The organism is Mycobacterium sp. ITM-2016-00316, assembly GCF_002968335.2.
In the GTDB taxonomy this organism is placed as follows: Bacteria; Actinomycetota; Actinomycetes; order Mycobacteriales; family Mycobacteriaceae; genus Mycobacterium.
The window spans coordinates 4,148,118-4,169,104 of the sequence record NZ_CP134398.1 but is presented as its reverse complement, the minus strand read 5'-3'; the positions used below and the strand labels follow the sequence as shown (position 1 = coordinate 4,169,104).

Sequence of the window (20,987 nt, the reverse complement as noted above, 5' to 3'; positions counted from 1 at the left end):
TCTGTTCAGTTCTCAAGGTGCCGGTGAATCTTTGGGCTTTGCGGCGGCAGGTAGGTCGGTCATGGTGCGCCTTGTGTGGGATCGCAGATGCTCTGGTTCCGGCACCCCCAAGCGTTCGGCGGCCGCGACAGCCTGGGCGATCACATGGTCGAACATGTTGCGCGCCGTGACTGCAGCAGCCAGTACCGCGAGCAACGCCGGTTCATCGACGATGCGGCGCGGAGACTCCAGCAGATGACACAGCCTCCGGTCGGCACCGTCCTCCGGGACGGGTGCCGGGGTGAGATCGTCGATGAACGCATCGATGAAGGTATTGAGATGGGTGGCGTCCATGGAGGTACCGGCTTTCACAGAAGGTGCGCACAGCGCACGATCAGGCAATACGGTTCGACGGGCCCCGGGACCGTCGAACCCAGCGGCGACCGAAGTCGCATCTGAAGCTCACCGGGTAATGCTGGGAGCTACGTCGCATTCGAACTTACGTTCGACGATACGCCCAAAGGCGAAGACGCGCAAGGGCTATTTCCAATCGCATCGACTACGTTGATGTATCAGGACATCGGTGACACGTGTGGTGGTCGACCCTGAGGGACCGGCCGCAGCCCTACGTCGGCAGCCGGTCCAACAACGCACCGAAGTCCTCGGTGTCCCAGAGGTACAGCGCATTCGACAGCATCAGCAGCGGGGCCCGCACTGCTTCCGCGCCGGCGATCCGTGGATCGCGACGATCGGCCACATCGGCCAGGTCCGGCACCGCGGTGCGCACGATGTCGGGCACCTCCAGCAGCCACGCCACGCCCATCACCGCGACGTACAGCATCAGCTGGGTCCGCAGCAGCGAAAGATCCAGCGCCGGCCCGCCGGCGGCGGCATATTCGGTGGCGAAATGTTCGAGCAGCTCGTCGAGATGGTTCCGCCACAGGTCGGTCTCGGCGCTGCACAGCGCACCCCACAGTGCCATCGCGACGTTCATGACACTGACACAACCCCAGTCCATCAACCCGCACCGCAGGGCGCCGTCGTGCTCGCGCCAGAACCAGGCGTTGTCCACGTTGGCATTCCAATGGCACAGTGCCGAGTGCGCACCGGTGTCGCGCAGCCAGGCCATCACGGTGTCCTCGGCCGCGGCAATGCGGCCGACGTCAGCGAGCATGCGGTCGACGAACCCCGCGCTGTGCGCCACCTCGGGCAGCAGGCCCGGGTGTTCGGCGGCGAACTCGGCGAGCCGACGGATGCGGTCGGCGAGCTCGGCATCGCTGTGCCGGATCCGCTGCCCGACGGTCACCCGCTCGGGGTCGAATCGGAACTCGTCGTCGACCGACGGCGGCAGATGGCCCGCCCGGTGCGCGCCGGCGAGCCGGGCCACGCCGCTCAACAGCGCGGCGTAATGGCCCAGCTGATCGGGCATCGTGTAGTCCAGACATTTGTCGTAATGCCGTTCGATACCTGCGGATTCGTAGCCGATGCGCTCGGTGATCAGAATGCCGGTACAGGCTTCGGCCTGGTAGGCGCCGAACACGCAGACCGGCACTGCGACGGGCAGCGTTGTCGTCGTCGACATCGCGGCGAACCGGACCTCGAGATCCATCTGGGACTTGCCCCGGTCGCGGCGGGGATTGTCGAAGTCGCGGGAGAACTTCACGAACAGCTCGGTGGGCAGCCCGGGCCGCAGGTATTCGACGTCGATCAGCGCCTTGCGGCCGGTGCTGCCGCCGCCACATTCCTCGAACCGGGTCACCGCGGTGACCCGATTGTCGGCGTCCAACGTCCCGAAACTATGCAGTGCGGTGGTGAGGAACTCCACACCGGCGACCCGGAGGGCATCCGGTTCGGCGGGGAATAGCAGACCGTGATCGGTTCGGGCCCAACGGGTCACGTTCGGTGATCGGCGAAGAACCGGACGGCGCGGCGGATCGAGTCCTCCACCGGTTCGGGCTGCCAACCCAGTTCGCGCACCGCCTTGGAATGATCGAGGCGGCCCATGTTCTCGACGATCCGCATACCGACGGTGGCGAACTTGAGGTCCCGGCGCAGCAGGGTTGCCGCCAGATCGTTGAGGCGGGCGCCGGCGTACAGCACCGACAGCGGGACGCCGATCTTCGGGACGCGCACCCCGGCGGCCTCGGCCGCGGTCCGGTGCACGTCCTGGGAGCTCATGAAGCGATCGGAGATGATGTAGCGCTCACCGGGGCGGCCGCGCTCGGCGGCCAGCAGCATGGCGCGGGCAGCGTCCTCGATCCCCACCACCTCCAGGGAGTAGCCGAAGTAGACCGGGAGGCGTCCGGCGCCGACCATGGCCAGTGCTTCGCCATGCGGCGTCGGTTGCCAGTCACCGGGGCCGTAGGTGGTGGACACGCACAGCGCGACGGCGGGCAGGCCACGATCGCGTGCGTAGCTCAACACCAGAGATTCAGCGGCCCTGCGCGATTCGATATACGGCCCGCCGCCATCCCAATCGGCCACGTCCTCTTCGGTGACCGGCCGCTCGCCGGCCGCGGCCAGCGTGCCGACAGTGCTGGTGAAGACGAACTTTCCGACGCCGACGGCCAATGCGGCGTCCAGGACGTGGCGCAGCCCGTCGACATTGGTGGCAAACAGGGCAGCCGGATCGCGTAGCCACATCCTGGCGTCGACGACGCAGTAGTAGACGACATCGCAGCCCGTCATCGCCGCACGCAGGGCATGGTCGTCGAACAGCCCGCCGTGGCGGCGGTCGACGGGGAGGCCATCGATGCCCCGGGTGTCGCTGGTCTTGCGCAGCAGCACTCGGACATCGTCACCGCGCTGGACGAGCTGGCGGGTCACGTGCGAGCCGAGGAAGCCACTGGCTCCCATCACCAGCACCGTCATGCCCGCGTGGTATCCAGTCCGGTGTCACCCAACCGTGCGCTCAGCACCCGCCATGGATCGGCGTATATGCCCGGTGATGTGCGGTATGCCCCTTGCCGTTTCACGAACGCCCGAGCCAGGGGTGCGATCAGCCGGGATGGGTGGCGCTTCCAGCCGGCCTGGGCGCGGATCTCGGCGAGCATGTCCGGCCAGGAGTGGTGCTGGAACTGCAGCGCCTGCTGGGCACGGGTGGTGTCCATCCAGTCGGTGATGAACCAGTCGTCGTCACTGTCGGGGTTGCCGGGGCGCCCCGGTGGGATCACCCCGGGCAGCCCGCGTGCGGCGGCCAGGGACGGGCCGACATCACCCTGGAGCATGCGGTGCGATGCGTCGCCGGCGATGAGCAGGATCTCTCCGGCGACATCGGCGGTGGTAGCCGCGGCGAAAGCACTTGCCACATCGCGGACATCCACCATGTGGATCCGGTTGTCGACCGGCAGCGCGCTCTCGAAGTACAGCGCGTCGAGGGTGAACGGCAGGGCACTCAAATCTGTGCTCATCACCCCGCCGAGTCGCAGCACCACCCACTCCAGGCTGGATGCCCGCACGTAGGTTTCGGATTCCAGTTTGTGTCCGCCGTACAACTCGGTGGGCCGAGGGGGTGTCTCGGCGGTGACGGGGTCCGGGTTGCGGTGCGGATTCCGGGATCCGTAGACGGCATTGCTAGACGCCTGGACGAATCGCGGTGGCTTCGGTGCGGCCGCCGCGGTGTCGACGAGTGTCTTCGTCGCGTCCACGTTGACCTTGCGGGCCAGACCGGGGTTGCGGTAGATCGGCGGGGGAATGACGGCGGCCAGGTGCACGATGGCATCCGGCGCGACGTCGGCGATCAGGCTCTGTACGTCCGGTGTCGAGGTCAGGTCGGCCCAGCGCGCTTCCACACCGCTCGGAAGCGCTTGAGCCTTGACGCGATTCGCATCGTTTGCCAGGTCGGTGGCCACCACCCGGTGGCCGGCGGCGGCCAGCGCACGCACGGTCGCCGACCCGACGAGACCGAACGCCCCGGTGACCAGGACGGTGTCGGTCATCGGTTACTTCAGGCAGCTACCGGCGTCGACCGGCAGCGTGACACCGGTGATGTAACGCGCCTCGTCGGAGGCCAGGAACAGCACCGCATTGCTGATGTCCACGGCGTTGACCCACGGGATCGGCAGCGTGTGGAACATCTGGCAGATCGGCGCCATATCGTCGGGGCCCGGGTTTTCCAGGTCCGGCCGGAACATCTTGAAGGTGCCTTCGTTGTGCAGCATGTCGGTGTTGACGTGGGTGGGATGCACGGTGTTGGCGCGGATGTTGTGATGGCCGAGTTCGACGGCGAAACCGCGCATCAGGCCCACGACACCGTGCTTGGCCGATACGTAGTTGCCGCAGTGCGGGTAGGCCTTCAGGCCGCCGACCGAGCTGGTCAGGATGATGGAGCCGCCGCGTCCGCCGTTGATGATATGCGGCACAGCGGCTTTCACCGACTTCCACACACCGGACAGGTTGATGTCGATCATCTCGTCCCAGTCGAGTTCACTGGTCTCGTGCAGGGGGTCGCCACCGTTGCCGATACCGGCGTTGGCCACCACGATGTCCAACCGTCCGAGCTGCTCCACCCCGCTGTCCACGGCTGCCTTCAGTGCGGCGGCGTCACGGACGTCGACCTCGGCGGTGACGATCCGGCGATTGAGGCCCTTCACCAGGTTCGCGGTCTCGGCGAGATCGTCGGGGGTGGAGGCGGGAATGGCGGTCTCGACTCCGGGCCGGATAGGTCCGGCGATGTCGATCGCGATGATGTCGGCGCCCTCTTCGGCCAGCCGAACGGCGTGGCTGCGGCCCTGCCCGCGTGCCGCACCGGTGACGAATGCGACTTTGCCTTCTACCCGCCCTGCCATGTGGTCCTCAATTCCTCGGAGTACTTTTTGTGCACTTGCTCAGCACTCTTTCACCGGGTGGCATCTGTGTCAATGACAGACTCAAATCGGGATATTTGTACTCTTTGCTTAGAAGAATCAGGTTCTCAAAGAGATGGACGGAAAAGAGTTCGGCGGCGGCAGGGGATCGCCGGGCAGCTGTGCCCGGGAGCGTGGCGCCACCGACGCGCGGTGCGGTCGGTGGGGCGCTCCATGCGAGCCGCGAGAGACGCCGCGTGTTTTCGCGGGCCGGATGTCGCACCCGCGAGAACGGGATTCTCAGTCTTCGGTGGCGAATCCGTGGGCGACGAAATCCCACACTTCCTGCGCCGAGATCGGTGTGACGGCGACGTCCTCGCTGCCGCTGGACTGTGCGACGAACATCACGGTCTGCATCGTCATCGCCGCCATCCGGCGGGGGCTGACGGTGGGCCGCAACTTGCCGGCCGCGGCGGCTTCCTCCATCAGCTCGGTGAGCAGCACCACCAGCGGTGCATGGGCCACCTTGACCTCGGACGGATGCGATACCAGGAGTCGAGGGGCGAAGTCGGTGAACAGTGGGCGCTTCGCGGTCGGGTCGGACCGAGAGGACTCGAAGAGCAGCTCGATGGCCACCTTGAGTCGGTCGATCGGATCGGTATGGCCGGCAACGGCCGCCCGGATCTGGTCCGCGGATCGGCTGAGGGCATCCTCGAACAGTGCGAGCAGCAGCTCGTGTTTGCCGTCAAACTGCAGGTAGAAGCTCCGCAGCGACTGGCGGGAGCGGTCGACGACCTCTTGCACGGTGAAGTCCGTGCTGCCCTTCTCGATGATGATCGACTGAGCGGCGTCCAGGAACCGCTGTACGCGCTGAGCGGCCCGCAGTTTGGCGGTCTTGATCGAGCGTTCGACCGCGCGCTGCTTCCAGGCGGGTTCTTCGCTTGCGCTGGTCACCGGCGCCTCAGCTGCGTGCCGAGTGGGAAAGACATGAATGGACTGTACCGGAGAATGCCTGGGCATTGCCGTGCTCCACCCCCTCGCGACGTACGTGTCGGAGACTCTAGCTTCCTCATGGCGAGAATACTATTCTCATTTTCGCAGTTTCAGAAGGTCTACCGGAAAACCGGCTTTCCCTGAGCGGAAGGCGCGCCGAAACTACGGTGGGCGGGCGGAAATGGCCTACGACCAGCAATGACCGTAGTTTCGGCGGTGAGATTCGCTCTACAGTTGCGCGAGCCGCGGAGCGGAGCCGCGTGCCCGCAGTCCCGCACCGGCTTTCTTGGTGAGTTCGCGCGAGCTGCCCAGCAGCCCGTCGAGCACCAGGGCCCGCTTCACATGGCGGTGCAACTCGTGTTCCTCGGTGAAACCGATGCCACCGAGCACCTGCTGGCAGTTCTTGGCCGCGGTCAGCGCCGCCTTGCCCGCCGCGGCCTTGGCCAGTAGCGCGAGCAGGTCCGGGTTGTCCGCGCTCGGCAGGGTCAAGGTCGCTTCGGCGCCTTCGATGGCCACCAGCGTCTCGGCCAACCGATGCCGCACGGCCTGAAAGGATGCGATCGGCTTGCCGAACTGAACGCGGTCCAGTGCGTGTTGGCGGGCCAGCGCGAGCATCGCCCGGGCCGAACCGATCAGCCACCAGCTGACCGCCTGGCGGGCCTCGGTCACCCGGATCGGATAACCGTCCTCCTCGCGGCGCAGCGGCAGCCCGCCCATCGTCGGCTCCGCGCTCTCGGCCGAGATGCGGTCCCACACCACCCAGCCGTTGCCGGTGTAGGGGATCGGCAGTTCCACGGTGTCGCCGATGGTGTTGCCCGTTGCATGGAGGACGACATCGACGAGGACCGAGGCATGGGAACCCGTTTCGCCGAGCAACCGGAATACCAGCGGGATCGCCAGATCCGGTGCATCGGAGAGCATTTCGGCCCAGCCGAGTTCGGTCAGCGCCGCGTCCAACTCCGGACCCGACGCCGACAGCATGGTCTTGCGCAGCGATGCCTCAAGCATCTCAAGTGACTCGCGATCCATGGTCACTCCTTCCCGAGATCGAGCAGGCGGCGGGCGATGATGTTGCGTTGCACTTCTGCGGTGCCGCCGTAGATGGTGGCCGACCGTGAGTACAGGTACTCGGTGCGCCAGTCGGTGTCGTCGAGTTCGATGACACCGGGCAGCAGGTCGTGCACGGTGTCGTAGAGACGCTGTTCGGCGGTCGCCAGCAGCACCTTGTCGATGGAGGTGTCCGGACCGAGCTTCTGGCCTGCGGCCAGTCGGTGCTGGGTGGCACGGGACCGGCACCGCAGGGTGTGCAGGGCCAGGTATGCCTCGCCCATATCGGCGTCTATGTCCTTCGGGCTGGACTGCCCGACCTCTTTGAGGTCATTGATCAGCGCGTCGAAACGTGAGTACAGATAGGCGATGCGCTGCCAGAAGCAGGTCGATCGCTCATAGGGCAGCAGGTCCATGGCGAGTTGCCAGCCGTCGCCGGGCTTTCCGAGCATGCGACTCGCGTCGACGACGACGTCATCGAAGTAGACCTCGCAGAACTCGTCGACACCGTGCATGGTGCGCAACGGGCGCACGCTGATGCCGGGCGAGTCCATGTCGATGAAGAACGCGGTGATGCCTTGGTGGGGCGAGCGAAGCGACGGGGAATCGGCCTGGGGCGAGCGAAGCGATGGGGAGTCGGGAGAGCCCTCTCCGGTGCGGGTGAGCAGGATGCAGCGGTGCGAGAACTGCGCGAAGCTCGTCCACACCTTTTGGCCGTTGATGACCCACTGGTCACCCTTCTGCGTGGCCTTGGTGGTCAGCGACGCCAGGTCGCTACCGGACCCCGGTTCGGAGAATCCCTGGCACCACTGCTCTTCACCCGACAGCAGTTTGGGCACCATCTCGGCGGCGAGTTCCGCTGTGGCGTAGTCGATCATCGTGGGGGCCAGCACTTCGAGCATCGAATAGGGTCCGGGCTCGGCAAGCCTGCGGCCCACGATCTCCTCGCCGACGATCGCCCGCAGCATCACCGGACCGCCGAGACCCCCGGCATGCTCGGGCCAGCCGTACCGGCTCCAGTCGCCGTCGTACAGCGCCTTCTGCACCCGGGCGAACTGGCGCATATGGCCTTCCAGGGAGTGATCCTCGGGTGGGGTGAGGTCATTCTCGGCGAGCCATTCGCGCAGCGCCGTGCGGAAGGTCGCGGGATCGTAGAGGTCGCTCGGATTCATGATTCGCTCGCTGGGCTCGCTCATGCCGACGGCCGTCCGATGGCATGCGGCTTGCCGTGGTCGTGGTCACCGTTGCGCCGGATGAAGGTCATGGCCCTGGTCCGCAGCCGCCACCCGTCTTCGGTGCGCACATAGGTGTCGCGGTAGTACCCGATCCGCATGTCATGCGCCGAATGCTCGATGAAGCACAACGGCTGGGTACCGGTGGCGTTGTCGGCGCCCTCGACGAGATCCACGAGAGCGGTGCCCGTCATGAACAGCCCCTTGGGGGCGGCGTCGACCAGCACCGGAAAGCGTTCCAGCGCATAGGTTTCACCGAAGGCGCTGTAGGTGCCGTCCGGGGTGAAGACGCTGACCAGGCCCTCGATATCACCCTGGGTGATGGTGACCGCATATTTGGCCAGCAGCTGCTGGATTTCCACCAGGTCGTCAGTTCGGCTAGGAGCCATCGGCGTACTCATTCTTGTAGACCTTACCGCCCTTCATTACAAATGTGACATCCCGTGTAACGGTGATGTCTTCCAGGGGGTTGCCGGGGACGGCGATGATGTCGGCCAGTAAGCCCTCGGCCAGCCGGCCCCGGTCCGTGACGTTGATCAGATCGGCGGCGATGGTGGTTGCCGAGCGCAGCACCGCGGCCGGCGGCATGCCCCATTCGACCAGGGTGACGAGTTCGTCGGCATTCTTGCCGTGCGGAATCGCCGGCGCGTCGGTGCCCACCGCGATCTTGACCCCGGCTTCGTAGGCCGCCTTGATCGATGTCTCCGCTTTGGGGAACATGATGGCAGCCTTGTCCTGCAGGGCTTTCGGCGCCTTGGACACGTCCATCGCCTGCGCCAGCCGCCGGGTGGTCACCAGGAAGCGGTCGTTGTCGACCAGTGCCTGGATCGCCTCGTCGTCCATCAGGAAGCCGTGCTCGATGCAATCGATACCGCACGCCACGGCGTGCTTGACGGCCTCGGCGCCGTGGGTGTGCGCCGCCACCCGCATCCCGCGGCGATGCGCCTCGTCGACGATCGCGCGCAGTTCGTCGTCCGAATAATGCTGCGCGCCTGCCTCACCGGTCAGTGACATGACGCCACCGGAGACACAGACCTTGATCAGCTGAGCGCCGTGCTTGATCTGATACCGCACGGCCTTTCGGACCTCGTCGACGCCGTTGGCGATGCCCTCCTCGACGGTGAGTTCCAGCGCGCCGGGCATGAATGCGGCGAACATGGTGGGGTCCAGGTGCCCGCCGGTGGGAGTGATGGCGTGCCCGGCCGGCACGATGCGTGGCCCGTCCACCCAGCCCGCGTCGATGGCCTTGCCCAGCGCCACGTCCAGCAGGTAGCCACCGGTCTTGACGAACAGCCCGAGGTTGCGCACGGTGGTGAATCCGGCGCGCAGGGTGCGCCGGGCATTGCCCACCGCACGCAGCACGCGGGTCGGCGGATCGTCCTGCACCTGGGACAGGCCGGGATTCTCGCCGCGCCCGCCCATCAGCAGGTTGACTTCCATGTCCATCAGGCCGGGTAGCAGGTAAGCGTCACCCAGATCGATGATCTCGCCTTCGTCGGCGCCGACGGCGGAATCTGATTTGCCGTCTCCGACGGCGACGATGCGGTCTCCGGAAACACGAACGATGCCGGGGCGAATGATCGCCCCGGCATCGACGTCGACCAGACCCGCGGCTTTGAGGGTCAGTACGTTCGACACGCCTAAACCACCGGCTCCTTGATCAGGTTGATATACGCCGCGCCGCTGTCGAGCACGCGCGGTTGCTTCCACACCTCGATCGGGAAGCTCACCATGACGATGGACTGGCCCAGGTGCACCAGTGCCTTGGCGTCCTCGGGCATCGACGCCAGCGGGAAGCGGGCGTCGACATAGACCATGATGTCTTCGAGCCGTTTCATGCCGGCGTCGTAGAGCTCCTGCATCTCGGCCATCGTCGAGTTGAGACGCTTCTGATAGCGCTCTTCCTCGGTGGGAAGGCACCAGTCGGAGAACCGCTCCAGATCGGCGAATTCCTCGGGCAGCTTAGACATTTACCTGATCCTTTTCCGGCGCCTTCGCGCTCGTGGCTGCGGCGCCGTTCGCTGATCCGTTGGCCGCCTTCTCCTCGAGGCTCGCCTTGTACCTGTCAACGTACTGGTGCGCGGTCATGTGCAGGTGGCGCAGCAGGATTTCCTGATCGCACAGCGGGAACTCGGTGACGGCGCGGGTGCCGATCTGGGACTGGGTGGCTTCCAGGGTGTTGGCGTCCTGGAACGCGTACTCCTTGAAGGTCACCGCTGCCAGCTCCTGCGACAGGCGTTCGCGCAGATTCTTCGGCGGCACGAAATACAGATCGGCCTCGAAGATGTGGCTGTCCACACCGGTGGGCCAGTAGTTGTAGGTGAGATACCAACCGGGTACCCAGAACAGCAGCGTCCAGTTCGGGAAGAACTCGAAAGAGTCGGTGCCCCAGGTCTTGTGCCGCCCCGGGTTGATGGCCGGAGGCAGTTCGTCGGGCAGGATGCCGTCGATCTCCGGCCGGTCCCACGGCCCGAACAGCCCGCTGTGCAGGATCTGCTCGATGGGTTTGACCATGTTGATGTCCTTCGGCGGGGACATGCCGCCCCACGACGACACCATCGAGTGGTCGCCCTTGATGTCATAGGCCAGCGCCTCGAAGCCGAACTTGGCCAGCTTCTCGGCCTCCTCCTTCTCCGCCTGCTTCATGTGCAGGATCGGCGCGTGATAGAACTCGGTGAACGCGTCGATGAACAGCTTCCAGTTCGCCTTGATCTCCGAGCGGTAGCTGTAGTGCTCGGTCATCTCGTGGAACGGGTAGCCCTTCAGGCCTTCGCCGAACTCGCCGAGGTATTCCTGCAACGACACCGCGTCATCGTCGAAGTTGACGAAGATGAAGCCTTCCCAGACCTCGCAGCGCACCGGTTTGAGCGGATAGTCGGCCTTGTCCAGATCGAAGAACTCGCTTTCCTGCTGGACGAACGTCAGATCACCTTTGAGGTCGTAGCGCCAGGCGTGGTACTTGCAGACGAACTGCCGGCAGCTTCCGGAGACCTCTTCGTTCGGGTAGTCGTTCCACACCAGCTTGTTGCCGCGGTGCCGGCACAGGTTGTAGAAGGCGCGGATCTCGTCGCCGTCGTTGACGATGATGATCGACACGCCGGGGCCGACGGACGGGAGTTCCCGGGTGACGTAGCGGCCCTTCTTGGGGACGAGTTCCACTCGGCCCATGTGCAGCCAGGTCTTGCGGAAGATGGCTTGCTGTTCCAGCTTCCAGTGCTCGGGATCGACGGAATCGGTGTAGTCGACCGGTGCCGTGCCGAGTTCCGGCCAGTTCTCGGTCCAGCTTCCCGCTGCTGGTTTGGGGAAAAACGCCACGGTGCAACCTCTCTGGAGTGTTTCGTTCGGGTCCGTCGCTCGCTGCCGGGTGCTGGTGGCCCAGCTGGCATGCGCGGCTTCTCCGGTACGAGAATCATATTCTCATAAGTGACTAACAGATTTCCAGTCTTTGGTCGTAGGGTCATCGAATACGCGCGTCAACCAGCGTGCTTGTGGCCGGGTCGAGTGCCGAAATGCGCGGTCAGGGGCACCGGAAACGCACCCGGACGTTGATTCTCGTAGTGTGAGAAGTTAGTTTGCAAGTATCGAGAATCTCTCGCGTTGACGATGGAACCCCGAAGGGACGGCCCATGCACCAAGACGACATGATTCTGATCAGCGTCGATGACCACATCATCGAGCCGCCGGATATGTTCAAGAACCACCTACCGGCGAAGTATGTCGACGAGGCGCCGCGGTTGGTACACAACCCGGATGGTTCCGATACCTGGCAGTTCCGCGACACGGTGATCCCGAACGTGGCGCTCAACGCGGTGGCCGGCCGGCCGAAAGAGGAGTACGGACTGGAGCCCACCGGACTCGACGAGATCCGCAAGGGCTGCTACGACGCCGCCGAGCGAGTCAAGGACATGAACGCCGGTGGCGTGCTGGCGACGATGAACTTCCCGTCGTTCCCGGGATTCGCGGCGCGCCTGTTCGCCACCGAGGACGCCGAATTCTCGATGGCGCTGGTGCAGGCCTACAACGACTGGCACATCGATGACTGGTGCGCATCGCATCCGGGCCGGTTCATCCCGATGGCGATCCCGGCGATCTGGGATCCCGCGCTGTGCGCGCAGGAGATCCGGCGGGTGGCCGACAAGGGAGTGCACTCGCTGACGTTCACCGAGAACCCGTCGGCGCTGGGCTACCCGAGCTTTCACGACATGGAGTACTGGAAGCCGATGTGGGATGCGTTGGTCGACACCGAGACGGTGATGAACGTGCACATCGGATCCTCGGGCCGGTTGGCGATCACCGCCCCGGATGCGCCGATGGACGTGATGATCACCCTGCAGCCGATGAACATCGTGCAGGCCGCGGCCGATCTGTTGTGGTCGGCGCCGATCAAGGCCTATCCGACGTTGAAGATCGCTCTGAGCGAGGGCGGCACCGGGTGGATCCCGTACTTCCTGGACCGGGTGGATCGCACCTATGAGATGCACTCGACCTGGACGCATCAGGACTTCGGGGACAAGTTGCCCTCGGAGGTGTTCCGCGAGCACTTCATGACGTGCTTCATCTCCGATCCGGTCGGGGTGAAGAACCGGCACATGATCGGGGTGGACAACATCTGCTGGGAGATGGATTACCCGCATTCGGACTCGATGTGGCCCGGGGCTCCCGAGGAACTGTCCGCGGTGTTCGACACCTACGACGTGCCCGACGACGAGGTCAACAAGATCACCCACGAGAACGCGATGCGGCTGTATCACTTCGAGCCCTTCACGCACGTCCCGCGCGAACAGGCCACCGTCGGTGCGCTGCGCAAACAGGCCGAGGGCCATGACATCTCGATCCAGGCGACGAGCCACGCCGACAAGCGCGGCGGATCCAGCGTCGCAGACTTCACCGCCAATGCCCGCGCGGTGAGCGGCGTCAAAGACTAGCCAGAGAGCGCATTGGGCGCACGGTGCGGGGACACCCGCACCGTGGGCGTCGCGTGCACGGACCGAGGAGGAACGGTGTCTGAGGGAATGAACTTCGAACTCACCGAGGACCAGCAGCTGATCCGCAAGTCGGTGGCCGAATTGGCGGCCAGGTTCGACGATCACTACTGGATGGAAAAAGATCAGGCGCACGAGTTCCCGACCGAGTTCTACGATGCGATCGCCGCCGGCGGCTGGCTGGGCATGACCATCCCCGAGGAGTACGGCGGGCACGGTCTGGGCATCACCGAGGCCACCATCCTCGCCGAGGAGGTGGCGCGCTCCGGTGGCGCCATGAACGCCGCCAGCGCCATCCACATGTCGATCTTCGGCATGCAGCCGGTTGTCGTCTTCGGGTCCGAGGAGATGAAGAGGGCGACGCTGCCGCGCATCGTCAACGGTGACCTGCACGTCTGTTTCGGCGTGACCGAACCCGGTGCCGGGCTCGATACTTCGCGGATCACCACCTTCGCCAAGCGTGACGGCGACCATTATGTGGTCAACGGCCGGAAGGTGTGGATCTCGAAGGCGCTGGAGTCGGAGAAGATCCTGCTGCTGACCCGCACGACGCCGCGGGACGAAACAGCCAAGCCCACCGACGGTCTCACCCTGTTCCTCACCGATATCGACCGCGACCACGTCGATATCCGGCCGATCAAGAAGATGGGCCGCAACGCCGTCAGCTCCAATGAGGTGTTCATCGACGACCTGCGGATCCCGGTCGAGGACCGCATCGGCGAGGAGGGCAAGGGCTTCTCCTACATCCTGCACGGACTCAACCCGGAGCGGATGCTGATCGCCGCCGAGGCCCTCGGCATCGGTCGGGTCGCGCTGGACCGGGCGGTGAAATACGCCAACGAGCGGGTGGTGTTCGACCGCCCGATCGGTAAGAACCAGGGCATCGCGTTCCCGCTCGCTGATTCGCTGGCCCGCCTCGACGCGGCCGAACTGATCCTGCGCAAGGCCACCTGGCTGTATGACAACGGCCAATCCTGCGGACGCGAGGCCAACATGGCCAAGTACCTGTGCGCCGATGCCGGGTTCGACGCCGCGGACCGTGCGCTGCAGACCCACGGCGGTATGGGCTACTCCGAGGAGTACAACATCTCCCGGTTCTTCCGGGAGTCCCGCCTGATGAAGATCGCGCCGGTCAGCCAGGAGATGATCCTGAATTTCCTGGCCGCCAATGTGCTCGGCCTCCCCAAGAGCTACTGACCTGAAGGGTCACGCGAGGTTGCGGTTATCGTCATGTCCACTCGCACTTTGTCGCGATAACGGCAATCTCGCGTTCAGGCAGAGGGGATCATCGTCATGAGCACCACCGGGCCGGCATTGCCGCTGGCCGGCATCACCGTCATCGCCATGGAGCAGGCGGTGTCCGCGCCGATGTGCACCAGGGTGCTCGCCGACTTCGGTGCCCGGGTGATCAAGATCGAAAACCCCAAGGGCGGGGATTTCGCCCGCGACTACGACGATGTGGTCAACGGCCTGGCCGCTCATTTCGTGTGGGCGAACCGGGGCAAGGAGTCGGTGACCCTCAACCTGAAATCACCGGCGGGGATGGACGTGTTGCACCGGCTGCTCGCCGGCGCCGACGCCTTCGTGTCCAACCTCGCGCCCGGGGCCACAGCGCGGCTCGGGCTGAGCCCGGCGGACCTGCGGGCGCGGCACCCGCAGGTGATCCCGGTCGAGATCGACGGTTACGGCCCGGGTGGCCCGCTGTCCGAGAAGCGCGCCTATGACCTTCTGGTGCAGGCGGAGTCGGGATCGTGCGCGGCCACCGGCCACCCGGGGATGCCGGCCAAACCCGGAGCGCCGGTCGCCGACATCACCACCGGCCTGTATTCGGCGCTGTCGATCATGGCGCTGCTGCTGGGCCGGGCGCGCAACGGCGCCACCGAAGCGGCCCCGGCCGTGGCGGTCAGCCTGTTCGACACCATGACCGACATCATGGGCTACCAGTTGACCTACACCCAGCACTCCGGGATCGATCAGGAACCGCTGGGGATGAGCTCGCCGGCGGTCGCGCCCTACGGTTCGTTCGGTACCCGTGACGGGCAGACGGTGGTGCTGGGCACCACCAACGACCGCGAATGGCAGCGGCTGGCACGGGAGATCATCGAGCGCCCCGACCTGGCCGATGATCCGCGCTTCGCGACCAACCCGCAACGCTGCGCCAACCGGGATGAACTCAATGCGGCCATCGAATCATGGTGCCTACAGCACGATCTCGACGATATCCAGCGCATCGCCGATGCCGCCGGGATCGGCAACTCGCGCTACAACAAGCCCAGCGAGGTCATCGCCCATGAACACCTGAGGGCCCGTGACCGCTGGCGGCAGGTCGGCACGCCCAAGGGTGAGATTGCCGCGCTGCTACCGCCGCCGGTGATCAGCGGCGTGGAGTTGGGGATGGGTGCGGTGCCCGGGCTGGGTCAGCACACCGACGACGTGCTGCGTGAACTGGGTTACAGCGCCGAAGAATTGGCCGGAATGCGCGACGAGGGTGCGATCGGCCCGGTGTACTCGTGAGCGCCAGCGAGGAGCCGAAGGCGGATCGCGCATGAGTGATGCATTGTTGATCGAGGACCGCGACGGAGTGCGCACGCTCACGCTGAACCGGCCGCACCGCAAGAATGCCATCGACGTCGAACTGTGGCATGCGCTGGCCGCGGCGCTGCGCGCGGTCGACACCGACGACTCGGTGCGCGCGGTAGTGCTGACCGGTGCCGGCGGGGCGTTCTGCTCGGGTGCCGATATCGGCACCGGCGAGGCCATTCATCCCCGGCGAAAGCTGCAGCGGCTCACCGATGTGGCGCTGGCACTGCACAACCTGACGGTGCCCACCATCGCCAAGGTCACCGGCGTCGCGGTCGGCGCCGGGTGGAACCTGGCATTGGGCTGCGACCTGGTGGTGGCGACCCCCGAATCGAAGTTCTGCCAGATCTTCGCCAAACGCGGGCTGTCGGTCGATCTCGGCGGCTCCTGGCTGCTCCCCAAACTCGTCGGCCTGCAGCAGGCCAAACGCCTTGTGCTGCTTGCCGATATGATCGACGCGGCCGAGGCGCACCGGCTCGGTCTGGTCACCTGGGTGCAGGACACCGACGCGATCGACGCGTTCGTCGATGAGGTGGCGCGGCGGCTGGCCGAGGGGCCGCCGTTCGCGCTGGCGCAGAGCAAGGCGCTGCTCAACGACGGGGCCACCGCCACCTTCGCCCAGGCGCTGGGCAATGAGGCCCGGGCCCAGCCCGGCAATTTCGCGACCGCCGATGCGGGGAGGCCTATTCGGCGTTCGCCGCCAAGCGCGACCCAGAGTTTTCCGGAGAGTGGGCGGTGCCCTCCTCTGCAGCTGTCGAGAAGGAGCAGAACTGATGCGTGAGACCGTCATCGTCGGAGCCGTGCGCACCCCGGTCGGGAAACGGAACGGCGGGCTGTCAGCGCAGCACGCCGCCGACCTGTCCGCGGTGGTACTCAAGGAACTCGTCGAACGCACCGGGGTCGACCCGGGCCTGATCGACGATGTGGTGTGGGGCTGCGTGTCGCAGGTGGGGGATCAGTCCAGCAATATCGGACGGTACGCGGTGCTGGCCGCCGGCTGGCCGGAGAGCATCCCGGGCACCACGGTGAACCGGGCCTGCGGGTCCAGTCAGCAGGCGCTGGACTTCGCGGTGCAGGCCGTCATGTCCGGCCAGCAGGATGTCGTGGTCGCCGGCGGTGTCGAGGTGATGAGCCGGGTCCCACTCGGCGCCGCGCGTGCCACCGGTCAGCCCTACGGTCCGAAAGTCTTTGCCCGATATGACGATTTCTCCTTCAATCAGGGTATCTCTGCCGAAATGCTCTGCCAGAAATGGGATCTGTCGCGCACCCGCTGCGACGAGTACTCGGCGCAGTCGCACGAGCGCGCCGCCGCCGCGCAGGACGCCGGCGCCTTCATCGACCAGATCGTGCCCGTCTTCACCGACGACGATGTCATCACCGATGACGAAGGGATCCGGCGTGGCACCACCGTCGAAAAGTTGGCCGGCCTCAAACCCGCCTTCACCGACGACGGCGTCATCCACGCGGGCAACTCCTCGCAGATCTCCGATGGTGCGGCCGCACTGCTGGTGATGACCGCCGATCAGGCGCTCAACCTGGGTCTGACCCCGCTGGTGTACTACCGCGCAGGGGCGGTCACCGGCGCCGATCCGGTGCTGATGCTGACCGGTCCCATCCCGGCCACCGAGAAGGTGCTGCACAAGGCGGGCGTCGGGATCGACGATGTCGGCGTGTTCGAGGTCAACGAGGCGTTCGCGCCGGTGCCGTTGGCGTGGCTGGCAGAAACCGGCGTCGACGAGGCGAAGCTCAACCCGCTGGGTGGGGCCATCGCGCTGGGGCATCCACTCGGCGCCTCCGGCGCGGTGCTGATGACCCGGATGATCCATCACATGCGCGACAACGGCATCCGCTACGGGCTGCAGACCATGTGCGAGGGCGGCGGGACCGCCAACGCCACGCTGGTCGAGTACGTCTTCTAGCCGAAAGGACAACACGTGCAACGCAATCTGTTCACCGAGGATCACGAGGCATTCCGTGAACTCGCACGCGACTTCGTCGAGAAGGAAGTGGTGCCGGCCTACCCGGACTGGGAAAAGGGCGGCCGGATGCCGCGCGCGGTGTTCGAGAAGATGGGCAAGCTGGGCATGCTCGGCGTCGCCATTCCCGAGGAGTACGGCGGTGGCGGCACGCCGGATTACCGTTACAACGTGGTGCTCCAGGAGGAGGCGGCCCGAGCCCTGGTGACGCTGTCCACGGTGCGCACCCAGCTCGAGGTGATCCTGCCGTACTTCCTGCATTACGCGAATGAGGAGCAGCGCACGCGCTGGTTCCCGGGCCTGGCCGACGGCACGCTGCTGACCGCGGTGGCGATGACCGAACCCGGTACCGGATCCGATCTGGCCGGCATGCGCACCACCGCCGTGCGCGACGGTGACCACTGGATCGTCAACGGCGCCAAGACGTTCATCACCGGCGGTATGCAGGCCGACCTCGTCGTGGTGGTGGCCCGCACGTCCACCGACCCCGACAACCGGCGCAAGGGGCTCACCCTGTTCGTCGTGGAGGACGGGATGGCCGGGTTCACCCGCGGCCGCGAGCTGGAGAAGATGGGCTGCAAGGTGCAGGACACTGCGGAGCTCTCGTTCGTCGACGTGCGGGTGCCAGCCGCCAATGTGCTCGGTGAGGTGGGGGAGGCGTTCAGCTATCTGGGTCACAACCTGGCTCAGGAGCGGCTGACCGTCGCGGTGGGCTCGGTGGCGCAGGCGCGATCGGCGATCGCCGCGGCCATCGACTACACCAAGGACCGCAAGGCCTTCGGTACTCCGGTCGCGTCGTTCCAGAACACCAAGTTCGAACTCGCGGCCTGCTCGACGGAGGTGGAGGCCGCCCAGGCGATGCTGGACCGGGCCGTGGCCCTGCATGTCGACGGCGAACTGTCCGCACCGGACGCCGCGCGGGTGAAACTGTTCTGCACCGAGATGCAGGCCCGGGTGATCGACCGTTGCCTACAGCTCTTCGGTGGCTACGGCTACATGATGGAATACCCGATCGCCCGGCTGTACACCGATGCCCGGGTGGCCCGCATCTACGCGGGCACCAGCGAGGTCATGAAGGTGATCATCGCGAAGTCCCTGGGCCTCTGAGGGTCTGCGCGCATTCTGTAACGCTGAGCGTTACAGAATGTGCGTAAATCGCATCGTCCGACGCTCTGACCAGGCACGTGACACCCGTCGGGAAATTTGTTAACTGAGACCCTTGTCACACGGCGCTAACCAACCTACTGTGTGTTCAGTTGGTTGGTTCACTCGGTGATGAGGAGAGCGGTGTCGGCGATATCTGCGGCGTCTGGGCCCCGGCCCTACGAGTCGCTGCTGGCCAAGGGCGAGGACCGCAAGCAGCGCATTCTCGCCGCCGCGGAGAACCTGCTGGCGCGAAACGGCTGGCGCAACACCTCGCTGGCCCAGATCGCCAGGGAGGCCGGAGTCAGCGCCGCCGGCCTGCTGCACCACTTCGAATCCAAAGAACAGCTGCTGCACGCGGTGCTCGACGCCCGCGATTTCGACGATGACACCCATGCCGACCGGGGCGGTGATCTGATCGCCAACATCGGTCGGGTGGCCGAGCGGTTCGACCGCGCTCCCGAACTCGTCGGGACCTTCACCGTGCTGCTGGTGGAGAACATCCAGCCCGACGCCCCGCTGCACGACCGCCTGGTGGCCCGGCAGCAGGCCGCCGTCGGGATCGTCGCGGACGCGATCCGGCGCGGCCAGCTCAGTGGCCGCTACCGCTCAGACCTCGACCCGGCCGCCAAGGCCGTGGAGATTCTCGCCTTCGTCAATGGAATGGAGACCGCATGGCTACTCGATCCTTCAATCCCGCTGGCGGCAGTGTTCAAGGGATACACGGAGTCGCTGGCCCGCGACTTCGCGGCGGGCAGGAGCGCAGCGAACGGGGAATCGTTAAAGCCGGGCACCGAGAGGAATTCGATATGAGGTACCGACTCGATGTGGTGGCGCCCAGCGTCGCCGAGGTGGTGCGCAATGCCGGCGGTTGGCTGGTCGACCGCGTGATGGCCGGCTGGGATGTCACCGTGCTGATCACCGGTGATGACGACATCCGCCCGTTGCAGATCCTGGGTGTGGACACCGGCGACCTGGAGACGGCGATGCAGCTCTGGGAGGAGCGGCCCCATCCGCAGACGGTGGCGGTGGCCGCCGAGCTGTTCGTCAGCGATGCCCGGGTCCGCGAAGGTGTGCTCGGCGCCCTGGAGCAGGGCCTCACCGAGGTGACCCTGTGGGGCGACAGCTGGCCCGAAGAGCTCGACAGCACCGTCGACTCGGTGCAGCACCAGCTGAGCGCGGCCGCCCGTGCCTTCAAGGCGCAGGCGCTGGCCGCCGCCGGTGACACCGAGCCGTTCGGTCGCACCGAGGCCTTCCGGTGCGGCGTCATGTCCTGTCCGTCGGTGGCCGCAGACCTGGTGCCGGCCAGCTGAATTCACCAACTCACAGGGACAGTGTCGCGAGGAACTCCATGGTGCGGTCCCGGGAGGCGCGCCGCGCCGCGCCGTCGGCCCCGAGCGGCACGATCCGTGCAGCCAGGTCAGTGACGCCTGCGTCCCGGTAGCGCTGCAGTCCCTTCAGCACCGCCGCCTCGTCACCGGCGGCCATGGTGTCGCCCACGTCCTCGGCATCACCGTGCTCGAGTAAGCGCAGGTAGTTCGGTGACAGATGAGCATGCCCCAGCACCTCGCTCGCATGGGCGCGGGCGTCCTCGACATCGCCTGGCGCGCAGAGCGTGACAGGGACGCCGGCCACCACGCGCGGGCGGCCCCGACCCGAGGCCTCGGCGGCGGCGTTGATCCGAGGCGCGACGTGTTCGCCGATCGCGCGTTCATCCGCCATCCACAGGATCGTGCCGTCGGCGCGTTCACCCGCGATCCGCAGCATGGTCGGTCCGAGCGCGGCCAGCAGCACCGGCACCGTGCGATCCGTGACATCCACCGGGCTGTGCACGGCGAAGGTGTCGTTGTCGACGTCCACCACCCCCGGGCCGGCAGATCCGGCGAGCAGCACGTCGAGGTAGTCGCGCACAAGTGCGACCGGGCGGTCATACGGCAAGCCCAACTGCCCCTGGATGATCCAGTCATGCGACAGGCCGATACCGAGGGTGAACCTGCCCGCGCACGCCGCCTGCGTGGTCAGAGACTGCTGGGCCAGGATCAGCGGGTGTCGGGTCTGGATCGGGACGACTGCGGTGCCGACCTCGATGCTGCTTGTGGTGGCGCCGATCAGTGCCACCGCGGTCAGTGCGTCCAGATATCCGGGCACCTGCGGAAACCAGAACGAGTGGAAGCCGGCCGACTCCGCGGCGACGGCATCGGACAGCAGTCCCGCCAACCGGTCGGTGCGTGCGCGTTCCCTGTCCGAACCGACCATCAGCCCGATGCGCAT

General features: G+C 66.1%; 20 protein-coding genes and 1 pseudogene. 8 read left to right on the top strand and 13 right to left on the bottom strand.

Features of this window, described 5'->3' with window-relative positions; genetic code table 11:
- Positions 1–12: 12 nt before the first annotated feature.
- From C6A86_RS20015 to C6A86_RS19960, 12 genes are all read right to left on the bottom strand, one after another.
- Positions 13–333 carry a hypothetical protein gene (locus tag C6A86_RS20015; RefSeq protein WP_105366423.1) on the bottom strand — a complete coding sequence of 107 codons (321 nt, stop codon included), beginning with the start codon at positions 331–333 and terminating at the stop codon, positions 13–15.
- A gap of 271 nt (positions 334–604) precedes the next feature.
- Complete coding sequence (locus tag C6A86_RS20010) at positions 605–1,876, bottom strand: hypothetical protein (protein ID WP_105366424.1); 1,272 nt, start codon at positions 1,874–1,876, stop codon at positions 605–607.
- A complete protein-coding gene (locus C6A86_RS20005; protein ID WP_105366425.1) occupies positions 1,873–2,850 on the bottom strand; it encodes an NAD-dependent epimerase/dehydratase family protein in 978 nt (325 codons plus the stop codon). The genes C6A86_RS20010 and C6A86_RS20005 overlap by 4 nt, the downstream gene beginning before the upstream one ends.
- Positions 2,847–3,917: an NAD(P)-dependent oxidoreductase gene (locus C6A86_RS20000; protein WP_105366426.1), complete on the bottom strand. Its 1,071-nt coding sequence runs from the start codon at positions 3,915–3,917 to the stop codon at positions 2,847–2,849. Before C6A86_RS20000 ends, C6A86_RS20005 begins: the two co-directional genes overlap by 4 nt.
- Positions 3,918–3,920: 3 nt before the next feature.
- Positions 3,921–4,766: a mycofactocin-coupled SDR family oxidoreductase gene (locus C6A86_RS19995; protein WP_057167278.1), complete on the bottom strand. Its 846-nt coding sequence runs from the start codon at positions 4,764–4,766 to the stop codon at positions 3,921–3,923.
- A gap of 297 nt (positions 4,767–5,063) precedes the next feature.
- Entirely contained in the window at positions 5,064–5,717 is a 654-nt protein-coding gene (locus C6A86_RS19990; protein ID WP_105366427.1) for a TetR/AcrR family transcriptional regulator, read from the bottom strand.
- Between the two features lie 267 nt (positions 5,718–5,984).
- The gene (locus tag C6A86_RS19985; RefSeq protein WP_199196449.1) at positions 5,985–6,785 is read right to left on the bottom strand and encodes an acyl-CoA dehydrogenase family protein; all 801 of its coding nucleotides are present in this window, start codon (positions 6,783–6,785) and stop codon (positions 5,985–5,987) included.
- A gap of 2 nt (positions 6,786–6,787) precedes the next feature.
- On the bottom strand, positions 6,788–7,975 hold the full coding sequence (locus C6A86_RS19980; RefSeq protein WP_105366461.1) for an acyl-CoA dehydrogenase family protein: 1,188 nt from the start codon (positions 7,973–7,975) through the stop codon (positions 6,788–6,790).
- A gap of 20 nt (positions 7,976–7,995) precedes the next feature.
- On the bottom strand, positions 7,996–8,424 hold the full coding sequence (locus tag C6A86_RS19975) for a nuclear transport factor 2 family protein (RefSeq protein ID WP_396833919.1): 429 nt from the start codon (positions 8,422–8,424) through the stop codon (positions 7,996–7,998).
- The gene (locus C6A86_RS19970; protein WP_105366430.1) at positions 8,414–9,673 is read right to left on the bottom strand and encodes an amidohydrolase family protein; all 1,260 of its coding nucleotides are present in this window, start codon (positions 9,671–9,673) and stop codon (positions 8,414–8,416) included. The genes C6A86_RS19975 and C6A86_RS19970 overlap by 11 nt, the downstream gene beginning before the upstream one ends.
- A gap of 2 nt (positions 9,674–9,675) precedes the next feature.
- Complete coding sequence (locus C6A86_RS19965) at positions 9,676–10,005, bottom strand: hypothetical protein (RefSeq protein ID WP_105366431.1); 330 nt, start codon at positions 10,003–10,005, stop codon at positions 9,676–9,678.
- Complete coding sequence (locus tag C6A86_RS19960; RefSeq protein ID WP_105366432.1) at positions 9,998–11,350, bottom strand: SRPBCC family protein; 1,353 nt, start codon at positions 11,348–11,350, stop codon at positions 9,998–10,000. Before C6A86_RS19960 ends, C6A86_RS19965 begins: the two co-directional genes overlap by 8 nt.
- A gap of 311 nt (positions 11,351–11,661) precedes the next feature.
- On the opposite strand from C6A86_RS19960, the gene C6A86_RS19955 reads away from it, so the two are divergent.
- The 8 genes and pseudogenes from C6A86_RS19955 (at position 11,662) to C6A86_RS19920 (ending at position 20,029) form a co-directional block, all read left to right on the top strand.
- Positions 11,662–12,960, top strand: a complete 1,299-nt coding sequence (locus C6A86_RS19955) for an amidohydrolase family protein (RefSeq protein ID WP_105366433.1) — start codon at positions 11,662–11,664, stop codon at positions 12,958–12,960.
- Between the two features lie 87 nt (positions 12,961–13,047).
- Positions 13,048–14,214: an acyl-CoA dehydrogenase family protein gene (locus C6A86_RS19950; protein WP_105366434.1), complete on the top strand. Its 1,167-nt coding sequence runs from the start codon at positions 13,048–13,050 to the stop codon at positions 14,212–14,214.
- A 96-nt stretch (positions 14,215–14,310) separates the two neighbouring features.
- A complete protein-coding gene (locus C6A86_RS19945; RefSeq protein WP_105366435.1) occupies positions 14,311–15,531 on the top strand; it encodes a CaiB/BaiF CoA-transferase family protein in 1,221 nt (406 codons plus the stop codon).
- 31 nt (positions 15,532–15,562) lie between these two features.
- Positions 15,563–16,371, top strand: a pseudogene (locus C6A86_RS19940) (enoyl-CoA hydratase/isomerase family protein).
- The gene (locus C6A86_RS19935) at positions 16,371–17,516 is read left to right on the top strand and encodes a thiolase family protein (protein WP_105366437.1); all 1,146 of its coding nucleotides are present in this window, start codon (positions 16,371–16,373) and stop codon (positions 17,514–17,516) included. The pseudogene C6A86_RS19940 and the gene C6A86_RS19935 overlap by 1 nt, the downstream one beginning before the upstream one ends.
- A gap of 15 nt (positions 17,517–17,531) precedes the next feature.
- A complete protein-coding gene (locus tag C6A86_RS19930) occupies positions 17,532–18,680 on the top strand; it encodes an acyl-CoA dehydrogenase family protein (RefSeq protein ID WP_105366438.1) in 1,149 nt (382 codons plus the stop codon).
- A gap of 189 nt (positions 18,681–18,869) precedes the next feature.
- Positions 18,870–19,529 carry a TetR/AcrR family transcriptional regulator gene (locus C6A86_RS19925; protein WP_233213277.1) on the top strand — a complete coding sequence of 220 codons (660 nt, stop codon included), beginning with the start codon at positions 18,870–18,872 and terminating at the stop codon, positions 19,527–19,529.
- Positions 19,526–20,029, top strand: coding sequence for a hypothetical protein (locus C6A86_RS19920; protein ID WP_105366440.1), 504 nt, complete (start codon positions 19,526–19,528; stop codon positions 20,027–20,029). Before C6A86_RS19925 ends, C6A86_RS19920 begins: the two co-directional genes overlap by 4 nt.
- Positions 20,030–20,039: 10 nt before the next feature.
- Here the strand turns inward: C6A86_RS19920 and C6A86_RS19915 are convergent, their stop codons facing one another.
- Positions 20,040–20,987, bottom strand: a complete 948-nt coding sequence (locus C6A86_RS19915) for a TIGR03564 family F420-dependent LLM class oxidoreductase (protein ID WP_105366441.1) — start codon at positions 20,985–20,987, stop codon at positions 20,040–20,042.